Source organism: Candidatus Venteria ishoeyi (assembly GCF_030378065.1).
GTDB lineage: Bacteria > Pseudomonadota > Gammaproteobacteria > Beggiatoales > Beggiatoaceae > Venteria > Venteria ishoeyi.
In genome coordinates this window covers 1-24,551 of the sequence record NZ_JAUCGJ010000015.1, presented here as the reverse complement: position 1 = coordinate 24,551, position 24,551 = coordinate 1, and the positions used below count along the sequence as shown (strand labels likewise).

Genomic DNA, 24,551 nt, shown 5'->3' with positions numbered 1-24,551 from the left:
ATGGCTGAAGAATTCTCTCTGTTTGCGGCTGATTATGAACTGGATGAAACTTTATACACCAGTCGCTGGACGCGTATTTTCCGCGCTTACAGCCGTCAAAGGCAATGTCCGGTTATTCTTAAATATCTCAATGAAGTCCAGCAACTTACTGATTTTCAGCGTGAATATGAACTGCTGCAAAGTCTGAAACTACCCGGTGTGGTAGGCGTTTATGCGCTGGAACAGCATCTGGGGCAGCATTATCTGGTGCTGGAGGATTTCGGTGGAGAATCCCTGCAACGTCTGCAATTAGCGGGCAAACTGACGCTGGATGAATTTCTGGGGCTGGCGCTTAAAATCAGCGAAATCATTAGTCAGCTTCATAACCGGCAAATCATGCACAAGGACATCAATCCCGGCAATCTGGTGTTCAACGCGCAAACCGGGCAAATCAAGTTGATTGATTTCGGCATTGCCACCACCTTTTCCAGAGAAATGCCGGGCTTTAACAATCCCAACCTGCTCCAGGGGCAGTTGCCTTACATCTCACCGGAGCAAACCGGGCGTATGAACCGGGTGCTGGATTACCGCACGGATCTCTATGCGCTGGGCGTGACATTTTATGAACTGCTTACCGGCAGCCTGCCTTTTCAGCTTCCCACGCCAAGCCAAAACACGCTGGAGTGGATTCATCAGCACCTTGCCAGGGAACCTGCCGCACCTGAGAAATTCAGAAAGGATATTCCGCCGATGCTGGCAGATATACTGCTTAAGCTACTGGCAAAAAATGCCGATGAGCGTTATCAATCCGCATTCGGCCTGCAAGCAGATCTGGAAATCTGTTTGCAGAGATTGCAAATGCCGGGGCAAAAAGTTGGGTTTCCCCTGGGGCAACGGGATTTCCCGGCATCCCTGCAAATCTCCCAGAAACTCTATGGACGTGAAGCAGCCAGAACAGCACTGCTTGAGACTTTCGATGAAGTCAGCAAGGGCCAGACCAGGGTACTTTTGCTAACAGGTTGTCCCGGCATTGGCAAAACCGTGCTGGCCAGAGAGTTGTATAAGCCGGTCACCCGCCGGCGCGGTTATTTCGTAGCGGGTAAATTTGAACAATATCAATGTGGCCAGCCTTATCTGGCGATTGTCCAGGCCTTCAGTGCACTGCTCAGGTATCTATTGGCGGAAGAAGAAATAGTGCTTGCGCGCTGGCGTGAGCGTTTAGAGCAGGCACTGGGACAAAATCTTGCACTGCTGACTAATCTGCTGCCGGAATTGAACCTGATTAGCGGGAAAGCGGAAACCATAACAGAATTATCAACAGAACAAGCACAAAGCCGTTTTGTATCGGCTGTGCAAAATTTTATCCGGCTGTTTGCAACTGCCGAACATCCACTGGTGGTGTTTCTGGATGATTTGCAATGGGCGGATAATGCAAGCTTGTGCTTGCTGGCGCACATAGTCCAGACTGCCGGGTTAAATCATTTCCTGCTGCTGGGGGCTTATCGCGATAATGAAATCAATGCAGCTCACCCTTTGTGTGATGCACTGGCAAGTATGCGGGAAAATGGAATTTTGCCGCAACAGCTCAACTTAAAACCTTTAAGCGAGCAAGACAGTGTTCAACTGGTGGCGGACAGTTTGCGCTGCATGCCGGCACAAGCCTTGTCCCTGGCTAAACCGACATATCGTAAAACCGGTGGCAATCCATTTTTTATCAATACCTTTCTCACGGCTTTATCGGCAAAAAAATATTTGTATTTTAATGTTCAGCACCGGCATTGGGAATGGGATCCGGTTCAAATTGCAGCCTACGGGGTCAGTGATAATGTCGTGGAAATGCTACTGCAAAAATTACAGGCGCTGCCGGAGCATCTGCAACAAGTTGTGCAGATAGCGGCCTGTCTGGGGCGGCATTTTACAGTCTCCACCCTGGTGTTGGCAGGTGATTTTGAGACAAAATCGCTGCTTAGGCAGTTAAATAAGCTGGTTGCTGAAGAAGCATTACTAATCCGCGCCAGCGATGATAGCAATGAATACAGCTTTACTCATGATCGCATCCAGCAGGCCGGTTGCGCCTTGCTCAATGAAAATGAAAAAACGGCTCTGCATTACCGCATTGGTCAGCGTCTGCTACAAGGCTGGTCCATTACAGAGCGGGAAAGTGGTATTTTCAGCCTGGTTAATCAGTTAAATCTGGGTATTTCACTGCTTAGCAATCAGGCAGAGCGTAAACAGTTAGCAGGATTAAACCTGACTGCGGGCAAAAAGGCTAAATCTGAAATGGCTTATGAATCAGCCTTGCGCTATTTGCAAGCCGGTATTGATTTGCTGAATGAAGATGCCTGGAATAGTGATTATGATTTGTACCTGGCTCTGCACACGCAAGCGACGGAGGCAGCATGGCAAAGTAACGAACTGGTGCGTATGGAAGAACTGGCTGGCGCAGTCGCATCTCATGCACGGGATGTCTTGGATCAAATGGGCGTATATGTCACCCGCTTGCACAGTAAAACTGCAAATGATGATCTACTCGCTGCGATTGACGTTGGTTTGCATGCTTTAGATCTGCTTGGCATCCATTTTCCAGATAAACCCAGGATATTTCATATTTTTTGGGAATATATCAAAACCCGTTGGATTTTACGGGGCAAACAAGCTGAAGATTTGCTGAATTTAGTGCAATCAACGGATCGCCTGCATATCACCCGTATGCGCTTTCTGGCTCGCTTGATGTCTTCCGTGAACATCAGCAAGAAACGTGATTTTCTTCCGCTGTTGACGTTCAAGCAGGTTCAACTTTCGGTTTGTCATGGCAATACACCGGAGTCGCCATTGGCATATGCGGCATACGGCATAATCCTGGGTATTGTATTTAAAGATATTAAACAATGTTTTGCTTTTGGTGAAATGGCGTTGAAATTAACGGAGCAACAGGAAGGCATGTTTAAGGCTCCGGTAAAGATTACTGCCGTCGCACACCTCAAGCATTGGAAAGGGCCTTTTAGAAACTTTATGCCCTTATTAAAAAGCGCTTTTCTGGAGGGACTGGAAACCGGTAATCTTGAATACATGTCACATGCTTATTACACCTACAGCGCACATTCTTTTTATATGGGGCATAATCTCAGGCAACATGAACAAGAAATACTTGCTCTGTCTGCGGCATTCAAGCAGCATTATGCCCATGTGGGTACGGAAATCATGCATTATGCAGATAAGGAATATTTTGAGACTGCTCTGGTTTTACAAGCTAAAACTTCCAAAAATGATGACTGGTTACATAAATTAAAAACCCAGGGTGGCAGTGCACTGAGGCTGACTGAATCCCAAAACAGCTTTAGAGCGGCACTTTATATAGAAACCTTATTTTTCAGTTATTTGTTTTGCGCTTTTCCCAAGGCATTGGAAGATGTCCGAAAAGCTGAGCCGTTCAGTAGTGACGCATTAGGCACACCTTTTGAAATACTTTTTCATTTTTACGCCGCCCTTACCTACCTGGCGATGCTGCCGACAGGCAGCCATCGCCTGCAAGACTGGCAACTTCGCCACAAGGCTGCCGCCAACCGCAAAAAACTGCACCTCTATGCCGACCGTGCACCGATGAACTACCGCCATAAATATCTGCTGGTAGAAGCAGAATGGCAACGGGTGCAGGGGCATCCAGAGCGGGCAGCGAGCCGATATGAGCAAGCGATTGCCGGGGCTGCGGAAAACGGTTTTATTCAGGATCAGGGTTTGGCCTGTGAAGCTGCCGCCCGCTTTTATCTGGAACAAAATAATACCCGGGTAGCCCGAATTTACCTGTTTGATGCGCGGGAAAGCTATCGGCAATGGGGGGCGGTGCTTAAAGTCCATGATTTAGAAAGCCGTTATCCCGCACTTTTGGCGATGACAACGTCAGCTTCCAGGCAAGTGTCCGCAAGCAGTATCATCACCAGCAATACCCGGTTGGATTTAGATACCTTGCTGCAATCGCTGCAAACGGTTTCCGGGGAAATCATCCTGGATAAATTGCTGGGCCGCTTAATGCGGTTATTACTCAGTAATGCGGGCGCAACCAAAGGTGTTTTGTTATTTGCGGATGAAAATCACTGGTATGTGCAAGCCAGTGGCAAGGCAGGAGAATCAAGCCGCCTGTGCTCTCCGGTACTGCTGGAGGAAAGTACGGAAGCTCCAACTTCATTTATTCATTACGCGGTCAGAACCGGAGAACCCTTGGTTCTCGATAAGCCGGCAGAAGATCCTCGCTTTGGGCAAGATGCTTATTTCCAGAAACATCCGGTCAAATCAGCACTTTGCCTACCAATCATGCAACAAGGACAGATCAACGCACTGGCTTACCTGGAAAATGATTTAACCCACGCGATATTTACCCCAAGCCACTTGGAAGTATTACGTCCCATCTGCGCCCAGGCTGCTATTTCTCTGGAAAACGCCCGTTTGTACGGGAAACTGAATGAATATTCAAAGACCCTGGAAATCAAAGTAAAAGATCGCACCCAGGCACTGGAAGAAGCCCATCAAACTAAAATGCGACTGCTCAGCGCGGCCACCCATGACCTGCGCCAGCCCATTTATGCCCTGAGCTTGTTTCTGGACACAATGGAAAAACATGCGGTCACTGATGATTTGCTTGAACTGGTGGTGAAAAGCAAAGACTCCCTGCAAGCCATGCAAAAGCTGTTTGACGGGTTGATAAATATTTCCCTGTTGGAAGCGGATGAAGTGAAACCCAGTATTGCACCTTGCCGCTTGCAGCCCTTATTAGCCCGCCTGGATCATGAATTTGCCGAGATGGTCAAAGCAGAAGGTTTGCAGTGGCTTTGTACATCTTGCGAGGCACTGGTGCAAACCGATGCGGTTCTGTTAGAGCGTATATTGCGTAACCTGCTGGAAAATGCGTTGAAATATACCGAGCATGGCAAAATAAGTTTGTTTTGTCGTTTAGTTGGGGAAAACGAGACGGCAGCACCGGATACCGGTATGAAAGCGGTGATTCAGACAAAGCTTGAAGCCTCATCTGCTTATGTTGAAATTGAAGTAAAAGATACCGGTATTGGCATTCCTTTGGCGCAATTAGACAAGGTTTTTCTGGAATTCTATCAGGTATCGGGGTTTCAACGCTCAAACAGCAAAAAGGGTTTAGGTTTGGGTTTGGCGATTACGAAACATCTGATCGGATTGCTGGCGCATCCCTTGTATTTAAGTTCTCAAGCAGGCCGGGGAACACGTTTTGTATTAAAAATCCCTCTGGCGCAAGTAAGCACTGATAGTTCTGAAGAAACTAAAAACCAGCTTGTGCAACAAAATACAATTTCAGCCTGCGTGTTGATTATTGGCGATGATCTAGCGACTGTGCAAGCCTTACAGGTATTACTTCAGAAATGGGGTTGTCAGGTGCTCACCGCCCGGGATGCGCACGATGCCCAGCGGCATTTTGAATCGATGCAAGTCGCCCCGGATGTGCTGGTGGTGAATTATCGCCTGTCCTGTGGATCAGGAATTCAAGCCATACAACAACTCAGACATACGCTGCAAAAACCACTGCCAGCGATACTTTATGGCGAAGACCCAAATACCGATTGTCTGCAAATGGCAAAAGTGGAAGGCTTTCGCTTATTACGCAAACCCGTTAAACCGGCTCAGTTACTGAGGCTGATTAAATATTATCTGCGCGGAAAATAATGATTGCTTTAGTTCAGGTTTTATTTTGATTCAGTTTATACCGGCAATGCCTTGAATCGGTAATGTTGTATTGTGGATTACTCACTGCGCGCTTGCACAGGACTGGTAGCTCAAAGCCAAGGCTATTTGAGTGATATGAAACTAAATATCACAAATTGCTAATTAGAATTTTTTTTGAATTTAAAAAAATTCTAAGCTGCTGATTGTTAAATCAAAAATATAAAAACATCTATTTAATCAATAAGTTGCCAGTGTTTTAACTGGTGTTAAATTTAGGTTATCATAGCCGTCCTTGTTGATTGCATCATCCTTTTTTGAGCCTTACCTGCTCTAAATTCCTGCATTAAATCTGAACAAAACTCAGCCTCGTTCAGCATGTTTCACGCATACCTGTTTATAAAAATTATTTTGCTTTTTAAGTTTATCCTGAAATCTGGAGTCCTGCTTTCATGAAACCGGAAAATGTTTCTACCCCCACCGCCACCTTAACCAGCGACCTGGATCCCACCCTGGATGCTACCCGCTACGCGCAATACCGCGTTATTAAACGCAATGGTCAATTAGCCCCCTTTGATCCGGCGCGTATTGCCATTGCCATTACCAAAGCCTTTATCGCTGTTGAAGGTCATGGTGGTGATCGCCCGGATCAGGCACCCGAGCGGATTCATCACAGCGCGGAAGAACTGGTTAAAAATGTCATTAACAGCCTCAGTCGGCGCATGGAATTTAATGGCACGGTGCATATTGAGGATATTCAGGATCAGGTAGAACTGGAACTGATGCGCGCTGGCGAGCATAAAGTTGCGCGTGATTATGTCTTATACCGCGAGCAGCACGCCGCCCAGCGCGCCACCCGTCCAGGTCGCACCAGTGCCTTGAACGTCACCGATCACAATGGCAACTTGCATCCGCTGGATGAAACCCGCTTGTATGAACTGGTGGCGGAATCCTGTGCCGATCTGGATGATGTTGATCCCGAACTGGTGGTGGCGGACAGCCTGAAAAACCTGTATGACGGTATTCCCGCCGAAGAAGTTAATCGCGTGTTGGTGATGACGGCGCGTATGCTGATTGAAAAAGAGCCAAATTATACTTATGTCGCGGCACGTTTATTACTCGATACCCTGCGCTCGGAAACCCTGGGCTTGATTAACAGTCGTGATGGCGCGCAACACATGCCCACCACAGCTAATGCCACGCAAATGGCTGAACTGTATACTGAATATTTCAAACGTTATATCCAGGCCGGGGTGGATTATGAATTGCTCTCCCCCACCCTGACAGAATTTGATTTGGAGCGTCTGGCGGCAGCGATTCAGCCACAGCGTGATTTCCAGTTTACTTATCTGGGTTTCCAGACCCTGTATGACCGTTATTTCCTGCATTGGGGTGAAGTGCGTTTTGAACTGCCGCAAGCCTTTTTCATGCGCGTGGCGATGGGCCTGAGCCTCAACGAAATCGACCGTGAAGCCCGTGCTATTGAGTTTTATAACCTGCTTTCCAGCTTTGACTGCATGTCCAGCACGCCAACCTTGTTTAATGCCGGTACTTTGCGTTCACAGTTGTCCAGTTGTTATCTCAGCACCGTGCCGGATGATTTACATGGTATTTATTCTGCCATTCGTGATAATGCATTATTGTCTAAATTTGCCGGAGGTCTGGGTAATGACTGGACACCCGTGCGCGCAATGGGTGCATGGATTAAAGGCACCAACGGCAAGTCTCAGGGCATCGTGCCGTTTATGAAAGTGGCGAATGATACGCTGGTGGCGGTAAACCAGTGTTTTGCCCCGGATACCTTGCTGCACACCAGTGAGGGCGTGAAAGCCATCAAAGACATAGAAAAAGGGGATCTGGTATTGGGTCAGCACGGTGCTTATCGTGAAGTGCAGCAACGCATGGCGTATAACCAAACCGATCCTATGGTGGAAATTGAGGTAAAACATGCAATTTCCCCATTGCGCGTGACCAGTGGACACCCACTGTGGACACTCTCCGGCGTACCAATGGAACAAGCCAATCAGCGCAGTTATGAATGGCTGCAAAAAGGCAAAATTACACCACAATGGCAGGATGCCGGAACCCTGCAAAAAGGCGATTATGTGGCCCAGGTGATTCCTAAAGAAGTGGTGCCGGTTGCGGATTTTGATGAAGATGAAGCGCGTTTGTACGGTATTTTGTTAGGCGATGGTCACTGTACGCAGGACGGCATGGAATGGGGCGTGTGTGGCAACCCTAATCAAGACGTGCATTTACAGTTTGTGCGTGATTATTTGCAAAACCAGGGCATACATTTCTGGGAGAAAGGCCAGCGCGAAAATTATCTGCAAATCAGTTGGGCGCAGGGCTGTGAACTGGTGCGCGATGCCACAACGGGACAATTTGCCCGTGGCAACGCAACCGGTTTTATTTTCAAACGTGAAGACCTTTATGACGCTGATGGTCATAAACGCATTGCGCGTCAATACGCGCATTTACCCAAAAATCAGACCCTGGCTTTGCTACAAGGCTTGATTGAAACCGACGGTGGTATTAGTCGCGGCAAGGAAATTTATTTTACCAACACCTCGCAGGCACTGATTGAAGGACTGCGTTATCAATTATTACGCCTGGGCGTACCTTGTGCTGGGCAATATCGTGAGCGTGAGCAGGATCATACCGGACAACGCGCCGACGGCACTCAAATTGAATTTAAAGGCGTGTGCAAAGCCTATGACTTGCGCATTCCTGCCATCCCTGAAATTGCCAGGCGCGTGGGCTGTCAAGCACTGAGCAAACAAAACTGGCTGAGTTGGAAAGGCTGGCTATTCACCCGTATTCGTTCAGTAAGCAGCATTGCCCCCTTGCCTTTTGTGTATGACTTAAAAGTGGAAGGTGATGAGTCTTATATGACTACATCTGCCCTGGCGCACAACGGTGGTAAGCGCCTGGGTTCCGGCTGCGCCTATCTGGAAACCTGGCATCTGGATATTGAAGAATTCCTGGAACTGCGTAAAAACACGGGTGACGAGCGCCGCCGCACCCATGACATGAACACCGCCAACTGGGTGCCGGATTTATTCATGAAACGGGTACATCAGGAAGCGGAATGGACCTTGTTCTCACCCGATGAAACCCCGGATTTACATGAGTTATTCGGTGCAGCCTTTGAGCAGCGCTATCACGAATATGAAGAACAGGCCGCGCTGGGCAAACTGCGCCAGTACAAAAAAGTGTCCGCCGTACAACTGTGGCGCAAAATGCTCACCATGTTATTTGAAACCGGGCATCCCTGGATGACTTTCAAAGACCCCTGTAACATTCGCTCGCCGCAACAGCATGTGGGTGTGGTGCATTCCTCTAACTTGTGTACAGAGATCGCTTTAAATACTTCGGAAGAAGAAATCGCCGTGTGCAACCTGATGAGCGTTAATCTGCCTGCGCATACCACGGAAAACGGGCTGGATATGGAAAAACTGGCGCGTACCCTGAAAACTGCGATGCGGATGCTGGATAATGTGATTGATATTAACTACTATTCAGTGCCGCAGGCGCGTCGCTCCAATCTGCGCCACCGCCCGGTGGGCCTGGGCTTGATGGGTTTCCAGGATGCCTTATACAAACAACGCATTGCCTACGCCTCAGATGCCGCCGTGGAGTTTGCCGATAAGGCGATGGAAGCTATCAGTTATCACGCCATACTGGGTTCCACGCTGCTGGCGGAAGAGCGCGGCAAATACGCGACTTTTGATGGTTCTTTATGGAGTCAGGGCATATTGCCCATTGACAGTTTGCAGGCGCTGGCTGAAAGCCGTGGCGAATATCTGGAACTGGACGACAAACAAACCCTGGACTGGGACAGCCTGCGTCAGCAGGTACAAACCAACGGTATGCGTAACTCTAACTGCATGGCGATTGCACCGACTGCAACCATTTCCAACGTCTCCGGCGTGACGCAATCCATCGAACCCACATTCCAGAACCTGTATGTGAAATCCAACCTTTCCGGCGAGTTTACCGTAGTCAATCCGTATCTGGTTGCCGATCTCAAAGCCCTGGATTTATGGGATGAAATGATGGTTAATGACCTGAAATATTTTGATGGCAGCGTACAGGATATTGAGCGCATCCCGGAAGCGATTAAAGCCTTGTACGCCACCGCCTTTGAAATCGATCCCAAATGGTTGATTGATGCCGGTGCGCGCCGTCAGAAATGGCTGGATCAATCACAATCACTGAATCTCTACATGCGCGAGCCTTCCGGTAAACGTCTGGATGAGTTATACAAACACGCTTGGCTGCGCGGCCTGAAAACCACCTATTATCTGCGTAGCATGGGCGCAACCCAGGTTGAGAAAAACACCGTGCAAGCGACTGAGGCTAATATGGTGAATGCCAGCGACATGCTCAATCTGGATAATTCTGCGCCACTACCGGCGGCGTGTTCCATTGATGATCCAGAATGTGAGGCTTGTCAATAACACCTGCTTTTTGCTTCGGGAATGCCCGACAGGGCTTTCCCGGAACTGTGGCCCCGATATATCAGGAAATCCACTGCACTGCATTCCCGAAGCAAACCTATAGGTTTTCAGGAAAACCTGACAGGTCTTGAAGACCTGTCAGGTTTCAATCCTCTTATTCCCAATCTCCAGAGACTGTGAAAGCATTAGCCCATTACAGGCAGAAACTTCCTTATTGGCTGGCATTTGTAGCATCTGGAGACAACAAGGTATCACACCAATACATTTTATCGCGTGAACCCCCATCATAAGCAACTGCATGACCTTCATCTATCAAGGTTTGCGCAACCGCAACGCCATCAACATAAACTTCGGCAATAACCCGAAAATAAGTACCCTGACTCATATTTCTCAATTCGACCTTTAAAGCCCCGTGCAATAACTCAGAGAGCCGATCACGCGCCGCATAAGCCGCATTTTTTTCTGCATCGCATTGTCCCTTGATTTCTGGTGTATCAATGTCTGCGAGACGAATACGGATATTATCAAAAAATACCGGCCAGTCTGGAATAGTAGTGCGAAAGGTATCACCATCATAAACACTTGATGGCTCAACCCATACCGCCTCCGGTTTAAGCACGACTGCATCAACCGCAAATTTGCCACCTTCCTGGCGTAAACCTGCACTCAAGGCATCTTCACTGCCGGAAACCCGCAAACATGGAATTTCCAGGCGTCCAGATTCCAATCCTGTCCCCGGTGTATACTCTGCCACACAATCTGCCTGCACAGCAGCAACACCTGCCCATAATAAAATACCGATGATTAATTTTTTTATATTGCACTGATTCATATTTGATTCCATACCGTTAAGCCGCTATTGTTAGGCGTTATTATATACTGTAGTTCAGGAGCAGGTGGAAATCGCAGTATCCGGGGCAAGCTTATATGCCTGCGCAGATGTTGAAGAACGGGATATTTAAAATGAAAATAGCCATACTGCAATCAAATGGGTTTCCAGGCGAAAAACAGCGTAACCTGGAATACATTGAAAAATATGCCAGTCACGCAGCACAGCAAGGCGCTGATATGCTGATTACTGCAGAACTTTTTATCAGTGGTTATCATCTGGATGCCCGAACCTTCCATACACTATCTGAGCCAGTTCATGGCGCATCTATTTTGCAATTACAGAACATTGCGCAAAAGTATGCCATAGCAATTGTCACCGGTTGGCCGGAACGGGACGGGGAAGCGATGTACAACAGTGCCGTGCTTATTGATAAAAATGCAAAAGTGCTGCTGCATTAGTAGTCGTTTCAGTTTAAAGCAAGTTTAACAATGATAGGTAGAATATGACCAATCGCGAGGATGTTCGGCCCAGCCGCGTTTGATGGGATTGTAATGGATGTAATCGACGTGGTTAGTATAGTCGCGGTCATCGTAGATGATGCGCCCCCAGAAGCGACGTTGCCAAAGCGTTGATTTGCAGTGTTTGATTTTTGATGCATTCATCCATTCGATATTGTGATAATGCGGTATTGCACGGCGGGTGAACAAGATTTTGATGACATTCCAACAGATAGAATAATCATCATCGCCTTCTAGCAGTGTCCAGATGCAATGCAAATAATCCGGCAGCAACACCCAGGCATCAATTTCAAAAGAGTGGTTTTGCCGGATTTTGATAATCGCCTCATGCAGAAAATGCCGTGCCAGTTCATCAGTCAAAAAGCATCGCTGCCGATAAGTGACAATGGTAAAAAAATAACAGCCGCCCGGTTGTTCCATGCGGATATAATGAGGCATGCCGTATCATACCGCAAAAATGTGGGGCGAAATGCCGTGACAATATTGGGTTGCGGTACGTGCTTTACCAGCATTTTGCCCACCATTACCGTTAAATTTGGGAACGGTGGGAGAATTTGTTGGTCGGGTTTTCTTTGTCTGTCTTTATTTTTAAAGTTGCATTTTTGTAGTCTCAGATTTATCCTTAAAAATAGCTTACGTGGTTTTATCTGCCATCCAATACAGAGTCTGGCAGAACGTTAAATAGTTACCGATGTAAACTGACCTTACTTTTTTTCTTCTAAGACACTTTCCTGGTTTTATGCTCAAAAAGCCGTGTAGAGACTCTGTTATGCGGTGGAAGTTGTCCGAGAAGATTTATTAATTTATGGAGCATTAATTATGAGTCATTTAACTGACCAATCTGCGCGAGATAATCACGCTAATCAACTCAATCCCTGCCACACCGCTTATTGGAAAAGTCGCGGATATGAAGAAATGCCACCAATCCAAGATATTCCTTACATTATCGAAGCAGGCAAGAAAATAAAACCTGAAGATAATGAAGCCAATATTAAAAATCCCAATAAGGGGACACCTGGCACAAATCCTCAATACGATCAAGCTCAGGGTGATCGTGGCAAGCAGTTAAATCCTAACCACAAAAAAACTCACTAACTTTCTTTGATTGATTGAAATTTACCTGTAAGCAATGCTTGCAGGTATTTTTTTGGAGAATATCCATGTCTAAAATTCTTATTACTGGTGCAGTGGGTTTAATCGGTCGTACCCTATCCCCGTTATTATCCCAGCATCATTTCCAAGTCATTGCTTTTGATAAAACCTATCCACAAACACACGCAAACTATGGCGATATTACTCAGATAGAAACCTTACGTCAGGCAATGCAGGGCTGTGTTGGAGTGATTAATCTCGCTGCTGTGTCGCGAGTGATTTGGGGCGAGCAAGCTCCTGAACTGTGTCGTTTGACTAATTTCCAAGGAATGCGAAATGTACTGCAAGTTGCGCAAGAACAAACAACTCCGCCGTGGGTGATTTTTTCCAGTAGCCGCGAGGTTTATGGACAACCTGAAAGTCTGCCAGTGCATGAAGATATGCCGTTGCAGCCGATGAATGTGTATGCTCATGCAAAACGTGACGCAGAAAATGCAGTTTTGGGAGCGCGTCAGCACGGCTTGCAAACCGCCATTGTGCGCTTGTCGAATGTCTATGGTTGTACAAAGGATCATGCTGATCGGGTCGTTCCAGCTTTTGCTCACGCAGCCGCTTTAGGGCAAGGAATGCGTGTCGATGGCACAAATCATACCTTTGATTTTACCCATGTCAGCGATACGGTGCGCGGTATTTTGGCGGCTGTGCAACGTTTGCAGGCTGGGGTACGGGATTTACCGCCGATTCATTTGTTGACGGGCAACGCAACGACTTTGGGGCAGTTGGCGACACTGGCAAATCAGTTAGGCCAAGGCAGATCACAAATTCATGAAGCTAAAGAGCGTAATTTTGATGTGGCTAAGTTTTATGGTAATCCAACCCGTGCAAAAACTCTGCTCAATTGGTCAGCGCAAATTTCAATCGAGCAAGGCTTAAAACAGTTAATTGCAGATTTTACGGCTGAATTAATCACAACAACAGAGGTCATTGCATGAAAATTTTACAAGTAATTCATGGTTATCCGATGCGTTATAACGCAGGTTCTGAAGTCTATACACAAACCCTCAGTCATGGTCTAGCACAACACCATGAAGTGCATGTGTTTACTCGTGAAGAAAATGCCTTTGCGCCGGATTACACTCTACGTGAAGAATTTGATGCAGACCAACCACAAATTAAGCTACATATCATTAATTTACCCAATTATAAGGATCGTTATCGCCACACAATTGTAGATCAGCGTTTTACCGAATTACTCGATAGCTTGAAACCTGATGTCGTACATATTGGCCATCTTAATCATTTATCTACTTCCTTAGTGAAACAAGCTGCACAACACCAGATTCCTATAGTCTATACCTTGCATGATTATTGGCTGATGTGTCCACGTGGGCAATTTATGCAAATGTTTCCAGAAGAACCTCACAATTTATGGGCGGCTTGCGAGGGACAAGCAGATCGCAAATGCGCTGAGCATTGTTATGCACGGTATTTTTCTGGTGCAGAGGCAGAATATGAGCAAGATGTGAATTATTGGACGGATTGGGTGGCGCGACGCATGGCGCATGTACGCGAAATGGTGGATTTAGTTGATGTATTTATTGCACCTGCACGTTATCTCCATAACCGTTATCGTGATGATTTCGGCTTACCTGAAAGTAAACTACGTTATTTAGATTATGGTTTTGATGTCAGCCGTTTGCAGGGACGCAAGCGACTATCTGGCGAGCCGTTTACTTTTGGCTATATTGGCACACATATCCCCGCCAAAGGTATTCATCAGTTAATTCAAGCGTTTGGGAAAGTGAATGGTGATGCTAAATTACGCATTTGGGGCAGAGCACGAGGACAAGAGACGGATGCCTTACGCACTTTAGCTCAGGTTTTGCCAGCCGATAAAGCCGCGCACATCGAGTGGCGTAGTGAATACCGTAATCAAGAAATTGTACAAGATGTATTTAATCATGTAGATGCCATCGTTGTACCCTCTGTATGGGTGGAGAACTCGCCCTTGGTAATTCATGAAGCCTTACAAGCACGAGTCCCTGTGATTACCGCGAATGCAGGCGGCATGGGTGAATACGTCCATCATCAAGTCAATGGTTTGTGTTTTGAGCATCGCAATCTTGATGATATGGCAGTACAAATGCAGGTTTTTGTTGATGATCCCGCACTGGCGCAGCGTCTTGGACAACATGGCTACGCACAAAGCAAAGACGGCAATATTCCCGATTTAGCCAGCCATGTACAGGATATTGAAGCGATTTACCACAAAGTGTTGCAACATGATTAACCAAGCATCCAGCCCTTGGCGCATCACCTTTGATACCAACCCAGATGACTGTAATTTTCGCTGCGTCATGTGTGAAGAGCATTCAGAACATAACCCCAATCGGCGCACCACACAAAGCCAAAAGCGGCGGATGCCGATTGCCTTGATTGAAAAAATTATTGCTGAAGCAGCACCTTTAGGCTTGCGCGAGGTAATTCCTTCAACTATGGGAGAACCACTGTTATATGATGATTTTGAACGTATTCTTGAACTTTGTCAGCAGTATCAAGTTAAACTCAATCTCACTACTAATGGCAGCTTTCCCAAGCATAATGGTAAAGGTGGCGTGGACTATTGGGCGCAGCGCATTGTACCAGTGACTTCTGATGTAAAATTTTCTTGGAATGGTGCAACAGCAAAAACTCACGAAAAAATTATGTTGGGGGCGCGTTGGGATAAAGCCTTAAACAATCTTAAACACTTTATCCAAGTTAGAAATGAACAGGCAGCACAAGGCGGCGATTATTGCCGTATCACATTTCAGTTGACCTTTTTAGAATCGAATCTGGCAGAATTGCCCGACATCATCAAGCTGGCAGCACAATTAGGTGTGGATCGGGTGAAAGGTCATCACCTATGGGCGCATTTTTCAGCAATTGAGCCACTATCTCTGCGCCGTAACGCAGAGGCGATAGAGCGTTGGAATCAAGTCGTTGAACAAGCGCAAACTATTGCTGAAACAGACCGCTTGCCAAATGGAAAAAAAGTTTTACTGGAAAACATTTACCCCTTAGAAGTCAAAGCAACACAAAACCTGATGCTCGATGGTGAATGTCCATTTTTAGGACAAGAAGCCTGGATCAATACTCAAGGGCGTTTTGATCCCTGCTGTGCTCCAGATATACAGCGGCGTAGCTTAGGCAATTTTGGCAATTTGCATGAACAAAGCTTGGCCGCCATCTGGTACAGCGAGGCTTACCAAGTTTTGCAGCAAAATTACCAGCAACAACCATTGTGTATTGCTTGTAATATGCGTAAGCCTAAGGAGAGCCAATGAGTTGGCAAAAATTACAGCCCGCACCTGATAATACTCATCATCTACGGCAAAACACTCCGGCCTACGAGCAACGCTTTAGCGAAGTGCTGGCTTTTCATCCACCGGGGCTTGCCGCTGTGAGCTTAAATGATAAAGCCTGGCATATCCACCCGGACGGTAAAGCCGCTTACCCACAGCATTTCCAGCGCACCTTTGGCTTTTATGAAGGCTTGGCAGCAGTTATTGCCGTTGATGGCTGGTATCATATTGATTCCACAGGTACGGCTATTTCTCCACAAAACTATGCTTGGTGTGGCAATTTTCAGGGCAGGCGGTGTAGTGTGCGCAATACCGCTGGTGAGTATTGGCATATTCAGCCTAATGGCAAAGAGGCTTATGCACAGCGTTGGTGCTATGCAGGGGATTTTCGCACGGATATTGCCGTTGTGCAGGCAGATAATGGCTATTCTACCCACATCAATACACAAGGTGAATACCTACATCAAGTTTGGTTTTTAGATTTAGATGTCTTTCACAAAGGCTTTGCTCGCGCTAGAGATGAGGCGGGCTGGATGCATATTAACCAACAGGGTAAACCAATTTATAAACATCGATTTACCGCCGTCGAACCTTTCTACAATGGGCAAGCACGAGTTGAGTGCTTTAACGGTGCTTTAGAACTAATTGATGAAACAGGTAAAACCTTGGTTCAACTCAGACCTGCTCTACGCAGTGAATTTGCTGAATTGTCGGCAGATATGGTTGGCTTTTGGCGTACTCAAACCATTGCTTCCGCAGTGGAATTAGGTGTACTTGATAACTTACCAGCAAATACTGAAATTATTGCTAATAATTGTAGGCTAACTGTTGAGCGCAGTCAGCGTTTATTACGAGCCTTGGCTGAATTAGCTTTAGTACAGCAAGACACAGATACCTGGTATTGCACTGAACGTGGTCAATATTTACAAACTAAACATCCGTTAACATTGGCAGGCGCAGCACAAGAGTATGCAGGTGCTTTTACATCCATGTGGATGAGTTTATCTGAAGCATTAAAGTGTGATGGGCAATGGCAAAAACCAATGATTTTTGCCAATGTAGCAAATGATAAACAACGCCGAGAACGCCACCATCAAATGCTGTCAAGCTATGCACAACATGATTATTCTGAAGTGCTCACTGTATTGAGCTTACAAGGTAATGAAAATGTTATTGATGCTGGTGGTGGTCTAGGGGTGTTGACGAATAACTTATTACAAACCTATCCAGATATGCATGTTACTTTGCTGGAGCGTCCTGAAGTCATTGCTCAGGCTAAACTACAGATACCGTCAAATCCCCACCTAAGCTATTTAGAAAAAGACTTATTTTCTGATTGGGAAACCGACGCTGATGCAGTGATATTAGCGCGTGTTTTACATGATTGGGATGATAGCGATGCGCTACATATTTTACAACGTACACATACAGCATTATGTTCTGGTGGACAGGTATTTATTGTAGAGATGTTATTGCCCGAAGATAATTCAGCAGGAGGTTTATGTGATTTACATTTATTGATGGCTACAGGTGGGCGAGAACGTAGCTTATCTGGCTATAAGGATTTGTTAGCACAAGCTAATTTCAAGCTATCAGCCGTACATAAGCTCAATGCTTTACCCAGTGTGATAGTAGGGGAGGCAGAATGAGAACCGATTCACATTGGCGAATCCCAACAAGTACTTTGCTCTGGCTAAAAAAAGTACCTGCTGATCGCCCGGTTGCACTCTTATTAAGGCATTCAGTACGTGAACCTTTACCTCTTAATGAAAGTTGCTATCATGTACCCATCATTCCTGAAGGTAGAAAACTAGCAATTGAACTTGGTAAGCAATTGAGTTCACGCCTAAAAACACTGCATTCCAGTCCTTTGTTGCGTTGTATACAAACATCCGAAGCCTTACGCGAAGGTAGCGGTGTTGAAATAAATATTTTTCCAGATCGATTGCTGGGTGATCCAGGAGTATATGTTTTAGATGATCAACAAGCTGGACAGCATTGGCAAGAACAAGGACATGAAAGCATGATGCTATTCCTAGTAAATAGTGAGCAAGTATTGTCCGGTATGGAAAACCCAGCATTTGCAGCGCACTTGTTGGTGCAGCATATGCTGAATATTACAGGGACTGAAGCAGGAATTCATGTCTTTGTTACCCACGACTCGCTGGTGGCAGCAACCGCTTTGCGTTTGCTCAAACAAAAAATAACTCAGTATCAATGCCCTGAATATTTAGAAGGTGTATTTTTTTGGCATGAACAGCAAACCATCTGCACAGCTTATCGCAATTACTGTTACTAAAAATCCACTCTACAAGTACAAATCACATAGTTATTTATGTGGGTGTACTGAATTTCTCCTGAATTAAATAAATTGGACTTTGGACAAATTAGCCCCAATGCCTTGGCGATGGCTCGGTTCACATGAGGCTTGATCACGACCCGCACTCGTTAGCCTGGAATTAATCGGGGGTTTGGGGGAAAGCGGTGGTTGCTCAAACCCCTAGTTAATTCCAATTGATTGATATTGTTGGTAATTAACCCTTCCCTCGAAGGCTATAGCCAGCACCAAAGTCAATCAATATAGCTTACACCATCATAAGCTACTGAAAACTCCGAAAAACTATATTGCAGTTATAATTGACTGCAATCACTAAATTAAACTACTATAAGTAGGGATAAAACATGACATTAACAGGATATATCAACAAGGTAACTAGCTGTTTTATTGACACAAGAGTCGTAAAAAAAGCTGAAAACCTTTTAAAAAAATTGTTGAAAACAAGACGATAAAATTATGGCAAATTAGTGATGACAAACGTGAGTTTGAGAGAAGTAAAAAGTTGATAGATAATTCTTTAAAATTGGTTTTAGATGATGAAAAAATATCCAATGCCTTGATTAAAAATAGCGTTGAAAAGCTATGTAATAACAGTCGCTTGTATATTTTTAGTGACCATTGTGATATTCGCAAACCTCATGCTTCAAAGCAGGAAAACCAGGGCAAAGTTCGAACCTTGGATGGCAAGATAGTTAACGGTTATACCACGTTAAATAGCGTGATTTTAGATGAGCGCAAAAAGAATCTGACACTGTCTAACATCAGTGTTTTCAGCAATAAAGATGATGATTTTATCTGCAAAAAGGAGCTGGAGGATTATCACAAAGACAATATCAAAAACCCGATAAGAAAAGCTGAAATAGCGGAAAAAATAGAAGATGAAAGCCTTATCAATATGGGCGTGATTCTAAAAAAACACCTGAAAAAACAAAGTGAAGCCTTTAAGCAAGCATCCCCTGATATATCGCTTTGCCACGTTCATGATAGAGCGGTTGACAGCATTGAATACTTAGAGTTCGTCAAAGACAAACTGGGTGATGATGCGGTTGTGCGCGTTAAAAAAAGCCGCAATTCCAACCAGGCGAAAATCAATCCAGACACGGGGCGAAAAGTCCATATCAAATTAATCAACAGTACGTTTGCCAATCAGAAAGTGTATCTAATCAACAAGCTTACCTTAAAAGGCAAATGCTATCAAAATGCTAAGTGTCTAATAGAATGGGATAAAATCAACCTAAATGGTCATAATTATACGACCATCCGTGCCACGCTATATAAGAGAGATGGCTCAAAATTATACAAAGAACCGATGCTGTTGATGACGACCATTGAGGTCAACTCTTATCTAGAAGCACAAGAAATTTATCGTATTTATTTGCTGCGCAGCAAGATTGAGTCAGTCTTCAAATTTTTGAAGGAGGTGCTTGGCTGGGAAGAATTTCAAGTCAGAGATTGGGAATCGATAAAGAACATCATAGCCATCTGCTTTTTTGTGGGCGGATACTTTTATGAAATAGACTCTGAACTAACAAAAAACGCTACGATTATAATGATTTGCGATTTAGGCGGTGGTAAAGGAAAGGTTACACGTTACTTTTTTCTTCAAGGTTTGAAAAAGCTGCTGATAGCAGAAAGTGTCAATAAATTCATAAATTCAGAGAGCAACATCATATTTCTGATGAGCTTTATTCCGAGATGCAAGCGTATGTTGGTATCTCAGAATAGTTTTTCGGAGTTTTCAGTTCAGTAACAACACAAAGTGCATTGGACGGAATTTCGCCCACCTACCGGGTTGAACGGATACCGGCTTATTCGTGCTTAGATTCATATAATTTACAAATAAATCTAGATTTCTTTTGTACATGATCAGCATCCCAAGGCATTCTTTTTTGCCGAGGATACGTGATATATATATGCCGTTTTGCTCTTGTGACAGCTACATAAGCATTATTTTTTTCTTCATCCAGCGCCTGTTGGGTTTTTGCGCGATAGTCAGGAAATGTACCCTCAGTCATACCCATTAAAAAGACAATATCAAACTCAAGACCTTTAGAAGTATGGACTGTCGCAAGCGTAAGTTGCTCCGTTGTGCTATGAGTTTTATTAAATCCCATCACGGTATAGCGCCGAAAGTCAGCCAAAGTTCTCGTATTGGGAGGAGTATTAGTGATATATTTTTTCCATGCTGCACGCCATTCTTCTATATCTTTTTGGGCATATTCACGTTCCTTATCGTCAATCTCACTCTGATTTTCAAGCAACATATCGAGCGCTTTAGGGAAATTTGAATGACTCTTATCAATAGCTTCCCAAGCATTTATCAATTGAGGGTATATTGATAGTTTTTGTTTTTTAAGAAACTCTAAGCCGGTAGTATGTTTGTTTTTAGTAAAATCCAGTCTAGCTAATGAAAGTAACTGTCGCTGATAAACATCACCTTTTGGGTTGCATATAACCCTCATTCCTAAATCAAAAAATTTCATCAATATTGATTCAGGTTGTAAGCTATCCGTACCTTTTTTTAGTAAATATCTAGAAGATAAAATACTGTTATCTAGTACATTAATAAGACTTGAAAATACAAAGCGATTTCTTGCCAGGACAGCAATTTTATCTAGTGTGACAGAACCATCAAATTCACCTGAGTTCAAATTAAGTAACTTAGTTATTTTGTTAACAATCCACTGTGCTTCTTCATTTTCATTTGCAAAGCTATGAATTTCACCTATGCCTTTAAAAAACTGATTTTTACTATCATTTAGTGTAGATTTTATGATTGTATTCGCTATATTTAATACAGTTTGAGATGAGCGATAATTTTTTTCTATCTTAGCTTGTTTGGCGGAAAAATCTAGCACAAATTCAGTAAACATATACTCTTTACTTGCCCCTGCATAACCATGAATGGCTTGGTTAGCATCACCTACCATCAAAATATTGCGAATATTCTCGCCGCATAAAACTTTTATAATTTGATACTGGGTAAAATTTAAGTCTTGCGCTTCATCGACTAATACATAGCGGTATAATCTTTGATAAATAGATGCAACAGAAGGAATGGAAAGAAGCTTCCAGGCCAATAGCAAAATATCATCAAACTCAATCAGGTTTTGATTACGTAAGTGTTGGCTGTATAGCTTATACAAGTGAAAGTGCTCTTGTTTCCAGCCATTGTATTCTGTTGCATCATCATCAAGGAAAATCAGTTTTTTTTTCTGATTGGAAATCCATACCAAAGAATTTGTCAGTATTTTCTTTTGATGCACTTCCAAGCTGTTTTCCTGTGAGTTTTCAGCAAGGTGCATAAAATATGGCTCAAGTATAGGACTTTGTAGAAACACTTTTTTCAAAATATCTTTACGGTCTGCATCTTTTTCGACGATATGCGGCATATCAATATAACCAAGTTCATGCCGATAAGCTTTGATAACATCCAGACCAAACGCATGAATGGTATTGATAAATGCCCTGCCCTTTATACCTTTGACAATTTTAAGACGATCCTGCATTTCTTCCGCAGCCTTATTCGTAAAAGTCAGGCATAGAATACGGAATTTTTCTTTCGGCGAAAAGTCCAACAAACGCCGAACTGATTCACTCAATACACGGGTTTTTCCGCTACCGGCGGAGGCGGATACAAGCATTGCGCCGCCGTCAGTAGTCCAGGTATCAACAATATATTGCTGTTCATCAGATAGCATCATTGGATATTTGCTCTTGTATTGGATGAAGTGTTGTTGTGCTGATTGCGTTGAAAAGGTCTCGTATTTTTGGAGGGATAGCACGATCATCAGATAACTTTATGATTTCTTTAGCCCAAAAAGAAGGATATCGAACTTTGCCATTATCAGAGGATATGTCACGTAACAATTTTTCATCCGTATAACTGTTTATTTTTGTAACTCCAGCGTCTATTTGCCTCTGATCGGTATCCGGTGCTGTTGTAACTGCGTACCACGCATTAATACCTGCTTTCAGTTGAGACTGATATGACTCTGAGATGAGGTAATCTTCTATCGACATATTTAGTTTTACTGCATTTGAGTGGGGCATTGCAGAATCCAAACCAATATCAGAAAGTGCGTTATCAACCCCTCTCTTTATACCAGTTTTATCATAGTCACTAAAAATAAACCACGGAACATTGAAAGCGCTTGCCAGCAATAAAAATGGCTTATAGTTATTACCATTGACAGCAATAAAAGTTAATCCCATTTCAAATGGATCCATATTCCAATATTTTTTTGCAAATATTGGTAAAGCCTGTGATTCCGTTTCCCCTTCAAATAAGATAATTGCTTTTGAAAAGAGTAACTCTCCATTACTTTGAAGCACTTCTCGTTTTAACTTTCTACGCTCATCAGTGTTTAATGCTGCAGTATCAATTCTATTTAATACAGTTATATCTGATGCTTTGTAAAAATGTCGTATTTCAGACAAATCCGCCAACGCCGCAATATAAGGCGAATGTGTGCTGATAATTTTCTGTCCGCTAATTTCCGCAAGTTGCCGGTAAACCTGGCGCTGTGCATTAGGATGCAAATGCGCTTCAGGTTCCTCTAAACCCAAAATAGGGAAAAATGGTTCATTTTCTTCCTGTTTTTCAGCAGAATCCCAACTGACTTTAGCTTTGAATGCCAGCAAAGATGCCCAACTGCGCGTACCCATACCGTGATATTCAAGGCTGAAGGTATCTGATCCACCATCTTGAAAATGCACTTTCATGCCTTTGTGTAAATCGCGTACTTTTTTTGGAAACGGGGTAATTTCAACCCCGCGTCCTCTTTCCTGCACCGTTTTATTGAGTTCGGCCAAGGAAGTGCGCAAATGCAATAAAACTGCACTTCTGGCAACCGCATCTTCATTAAGCTGCGCAAGCGCATTTTCCAAGGCTCTTCGCTGAGCCTGATCATATTCAATTTTGCCGGTTAAACTGCCGAAGTGAGAAGTACGCTGATGCACGTCTTCATTTAAATCCCGTTGCGCATCAATAAAATGAAATGGAATACCTGATAAGTTCGCAGAGACTTCCGAGTTTTCGTCAGCGGAATTAGATTCCCAAGTGTTAATAACATAGCGTTTTATTTGCGCTTGTTTGTTGAGTACACCAAATTCTATCTGCGTTCTGAATGCGAAAAACTGCTGACCACTTGCATCTATCTTTGCGTCAACTCCAAATGCATCAAGCCACAAATCGTCAAACTCACTACGACCATCAGCAGGAACGATTTTTACATCAATCCAAATAGCCCTTTCATCCTCACCGAGAGCATTTCCATCTTTATCAATAAACAAGTCGTCTTGACTGATAAAGCGACGATCAGCATTCAGGGCAATGCCTAAGGCGCGTAAGAATGTGGTTTTTCCGGCATTATTGGCACCAACCAAAAGCGTGACATTAGGTGAGAGAGTGATATCAACTTGCCGTAAAGAACGAAAATTACGAATGCGGGTTTTTTCAATAAAAATACTCATTTCACGGAACCTGTAATCAGAAAAAATTTTCTCTTAATATCATACCTACACAGGTAGGTATCCAGCCGCTATTTGCAATGCCTGGATTCCAGTCCTTGCCTACGCAGGATGACGTACACGGGAATGATAAAAATTGTGATTTTCAACTTAGATGGGGTTTATCTATAAATTTTTTTTCAAATGTAGTAAATTTTTCCAGTTCATGTTCTTCTTAGCAATTCCCGGTCGCCTTGCAAGTCATTGATAAACCAGGTTGTATTTTTACAACTTAGTGAGCACTAATATTCTAATATGCGTTAAATATCAGTGTGTTACACGATTCTGACTGGGAACTACTGTGTTCTTCTTCAGCCCATTGCCGAATATTTTCCAAATCAAAAACCTGTTCTTTGGCAATATTTACCGCCTGCACAAAAGGTTGTTGATTATCCCAATAAAAATAAGCACTCAAACGATCTTTAATATAGTCTGTCACAATTAATAAAAGCAATTCCCCTTGATATGTTTTCAAAGTTTTTCATAAGCTTAACGGCTTATTTTTTCTACGTGGGCGACGGCGTTCCATCGTCAGTTTCTCCTGTTCTTCCGCAGGATAAAACTGTAAGGCTTTGGTCATTAATAGCCGGAGTTCTTTATGGAGTGGATAGCGTGGATTGAGTGCATATAATATGGTTCGCCCTTGCGTTTCACTATATAAAATCCCGTATTCTTCCAGTAAATCCAGTTGTCTCTGGATGGGTGTCACGCTGGTGTTAAAGAATTGGGCAATTTCTCGCGCATATCCTTGTTTACGTGCACTTAAATAAATCAATACCCGTTCTTTGCTCT

The 24,551-nt window shown here is 44.2% G+C and carries 16 protein-coding genes; 10 read left to right on the top strand and 6 right to left on the bottom strand.

Annotated features, from left to right (window positions below; all coding sequences use genetic code 11):
- Together QUF61_RS06845 and QUF61_RS06840 are read left to right on the top strand one after the other, a co-directional pair.
- The gene (locus QUF61_RS06845; protein ID WP_289681101.1) at positions 1-5,664 is read left to right on the top strand and encodes an ATP-binding response regulator; all 5,664 of its coding nucleotides are present in this window, start codon (positions 1-3) and stop codon (positions 5,662-5,664) included.
- A 449-nt stretch (positions 5,665-6,113) separates the two neighbouring features.
- Positions 6,114-10,124 carry a ribonucleoside-diphosphate reductase subunit alpha gene (locus tag QUF61_RS06840; protein WP_289681100.1) on the top strand — a complete coding sequence of 1,337 codons (4,011 nt, stop codon included), beginning with the start codon at positions 6,114-6,116 and terminating at the stop codon, positions 10,122-10,124.
- Between the two features lie 211 nt (positions 10,125-10,335).
- Here the strand turns inward: QUF61_RS06840 and QUF61_RS06835 are convergent, their stop codons facing one another.
- On the bottom strand, positions 10,336-10,956 hold the full coding sequence (locus tag QUF61_RS06835) for a thermonuclease family protein (protein ID WP_289681098.1): 621 nt from the start codon (positions 10,954-10,956) through the stop codon (positions 10,336-10,338).
- 131 nt (positions 10,957-11,087) lie between these two features.
- Between QUF61_RS06835 and QUF61_RS06830 the strand changes: the two genes are divergently transcribed.
- The gene (locus QUF61_RS06830) at positions 11,088-11,414 is read left to right on the top strand and encodes a nitrilase-related carbon-nitrogen hydrolase (protein ID WP_289681097.1); all 327 of its coding nucleotides are present in this window, start codon (positions 11,088-11,090) and stop codon (positions 11,412-11,414) included.
- Positions 11,415-11,438: 24 nt separating this feature from the next.
- On the opposite strand, the gene QUF61_RS06825 is transcribed toward QUF61_RS06830, so the two are convergent.
- Positions 11,439-11,912 carry an REP-associated tyrosine transposase gene (locus tag QUF61_RS06825; RefSeq protein ID WP_289681096.1) on the bottom strand — a complete coding sequence of 158 codons (474 nt, stop codon included), beginning with the start codon at positions 11,910-11,912 and terminating at the stop codon, positions 11,439-11,441.
- Positions 11,913-12,293: 381 nt separating this feature from the next.
- Here QUF61_RS06825 and QUF61_RS06820 point away from each other — a divergent pair, with 381 nt between their 5' ends.
- From QUF61_RS06820 to QUF61_RS06790, 7 genes are all read left to right on the top strand, one after another.
- The gene (locus QUF61_RS06820; RefSeq protein WP_289681095.1) at positions 12,294-12,569 is read left to right on the top strand and encodes a hypothetical protein; all 276 of its coding nucleotides are present in this window, start codon (positions 12,294-12,296) and stop codon (positions 12,567-12,569) included.
- 65 nt (positions 12,570-12,634) lie between these two features.
- On the top strand, positions 12,635-13,558 hold the full coding sequence (locus QUF61_RS06815) for an NAD-dependent epimerase/dehydratase family protein (protein WP_289681093.1): 924 nt from the start codon (positions 12,635-12,637) through the stop codon (positions 13,556-13,558).
- On the top strand, positions 13,555-14,856 hold the full coding sequence (locus QUF61_RS06810; protein WP_289681091.1) for a glycosyltransferase: 1,302 nt from the start codon (positions 13,555-13,557) through the stop codon (positions 14,854-14,856). Before QUF61_RS06815 ends, QUF61_RS06810 begins: the two co-directional genes overlap by 4 nt.
- Positions 14,849-15,892: a radical SAM/SPASM domain-containing protein gene (locus QUF61_RS06805; protein ID WP_289681090.1), complete on the top strand. Its 1,044-nt coding sequence runs from the start codon at positions 14,849-14,851 to the stop codon at positions 15,890-15,892. Before QUF61_RS06810 ends, QUF61_RS06805 begins: the two co-directional genes overlap by 8 nt.
- Positions 15,889-17,559 carry a methyltransferase gene (locus QUF61_RS06800; RefSeq protein ID WP_289681089.1) on the top strand — a complete coding sequence of 557 codons (1,671 nt, stop codon included), beginning with the start codon at positions 15,889-15,891 and terminating at the stop codon, positions 17,557-17,559. Before QUF61_RS06805 ends, QUF61_RS06800 begins: the two co-directional genes overlap by 4 nt.
- A complete protein-coding gene (locus QUF61_RS06795; protein WP_289681088.1) occupies positions 17,556-18,209 on the top strand; it encodes a histidine phosphatase family protein in 654 nt (217 codons plus the stop codon). The genes QUF61_RS06800 and QUF61_RS06795 overlap by 4 nt, the downstream gene beginning before the upstream one ends.
- 541 nt (positions 18,210-18,750) lie before the next feature.
- The gene (locus tag QUF61_RS06790; protein WP_289681087.1) at positions 18,751-19,998 is read left to right on the top strand and encodes a transposase; all 1,248 of its coding nucleotides are present in this window, start codon (positions 18,751-18,753) and stop codon (positions 19,996-19,998) included.
- Positions 19,999-20,056: 58 nt separating this feature from the next.
- Here QUF61_RS06790 and QUF61_RS06785 read toward each other — a convergent pair whose 3' ends face one another.
- The 4 genes from QUF61_RS06785 to QUF61_RS06770 all read right to left on the bottom strand — a co-directional run.
- Positions 20,057-21,952 (bottom strand): ATP-dependent helicase, encoded by a 1,896-nt coding sequence (locus QUF61_RS06785; protein WP_289681086.1) that lies wholly within the window; start codon positions 21,950-21,952, stop codon positions 20,057-20,059.
- A complete protein-coding gene (locus QUF61_RS06780; RefSeq protein WP_289681085.1) occupies positions 21,939-23,723 on the bottom strand; it encodes an ATP-dependent nuclease in 1,785 nt (594 codons plus the stop codon). The genes QUF61_RS06785 and QUF61_RS06780 overlap by 14 nt, the downstream gene beginning before the upstream one ends.
- 286 nt (positions 23,724-24,009) lie before the next feature.
- A complete protein-coding gene (locus QUF61_RS06775) occupies positions 24,010-24,234 on the bottom strand; it encodes a hypothetical protein (RefSeq protein ID WP_289681084.1) in 225 nt (74 codons plus the stop codon).
- 6 nt (positions 24,235-24,240) lie between these two features.
- A partial coding sequence (locus QUF61_RS06770) for a winged helix-turn-helix domain-containing protein (RefSeq protein ID WP_289681082.1) occupies positions 24,241-24,551 on the bottom strand: 311 nt, incomplete at its 5' end.

What these genes read in the sequence shown, in the direction of transcription:
- QUF61_RS06845 (WP_289681101.1), top strand. Translation starts at nt 1, where the DNA reads ATGGCTGAAGAATTCTCTCTGTTTGCGGCTGATTATGAACTGGATGAA.
- QUF61_RS06840 (WP_289681100.1), top strand. Translation starts at nt 6,114, where the DNA reads ATGAAACCGGAAAATGTTTCTACCCCCACCGCCACCTTAACCAGCGAC.
- QUF61_RS06835 (WP_289681098.1), bottom strand. Translation starts at nt 10,956, where the DNA reads ATGAATCAGTGCAATATAAAAAAATTAATCATCGGTATTTTATTATGG.
- QUF61_RS06830 (WP_289681097.1), top strand. Translation starts at nt 11,088, where the DNA reads ATGAAAATAGCCATACTGCAATCAAATGGGTTTCCAGGCGAAAAACAG.
- QUF61_RS06825 (WP_289681096.1), bottom strand. Translation starts at nt 11,912, where the DNA reads ATGCCTCATTATATCCGCATGGAACAACCGGGCGGCTGTTATTTTTTT.
- QUF61_RS06820 (WP_289681095.1), top strand. Translation starts at nt 12,294, where the DNA reads ATGAGTCATTTAACTGACCAATCTGCGCGAGATAATCACGCTAATCAA.
- QUF61_RS06815 (WP_289681093.1), top strand. Translation starts at nt 12,635, where the DNA reads ATGTCTAAAATTCTTATTACTGGTGCAGTGGGTTTAATCGGTCGTACC.
- QUF61_RS06810 (WP_289681091.1), top strand. Translation starts at nt 13,555, where the DNA reads ATGAAAATTTTACAAGTAATTCATGGTTATCCGATGCGTTATAACGCA.
- QUF61_RS06805 (WP_289681090.1), top strand. Translation starts at nt 14,849, where the DNA reads ATGATTAACCAAGCATCCAGCCCTTGGCGCATCACCTTTGATACCAAC.
- QUF61_RS06800 (WP_289681089.1), top strand. Translation starts at nt 15,889, where the DNA reads ATGAGTTGGCAAAAATTACAGCCCGCACCTGATAATACTCATCATCTA.
- QUF61_RS06795 (WP_289681088.1), top strand. Translation starts at nt 17,556, where the DNA reads ATGAGAACCGATTCACATTGGCGAATCCCAACAAGTACTTTGCTCTGG.
- QUF61_RS06785 (WP_289681086.1), bottom strand. Translation starts at nt 21,952, where the DNA reads ATGATGCTATCTGATGAACAGCAATATATTGTTGATACCTGGACTACT.
- QUF61_RS06780 (WP_289681085.1), bottom strand. Translation starts at nt 23,723, where the DNA reads ATGAGTATTTTTATTGAAAAAACCCGCATTCGTAATTTTCGTTCTTTA.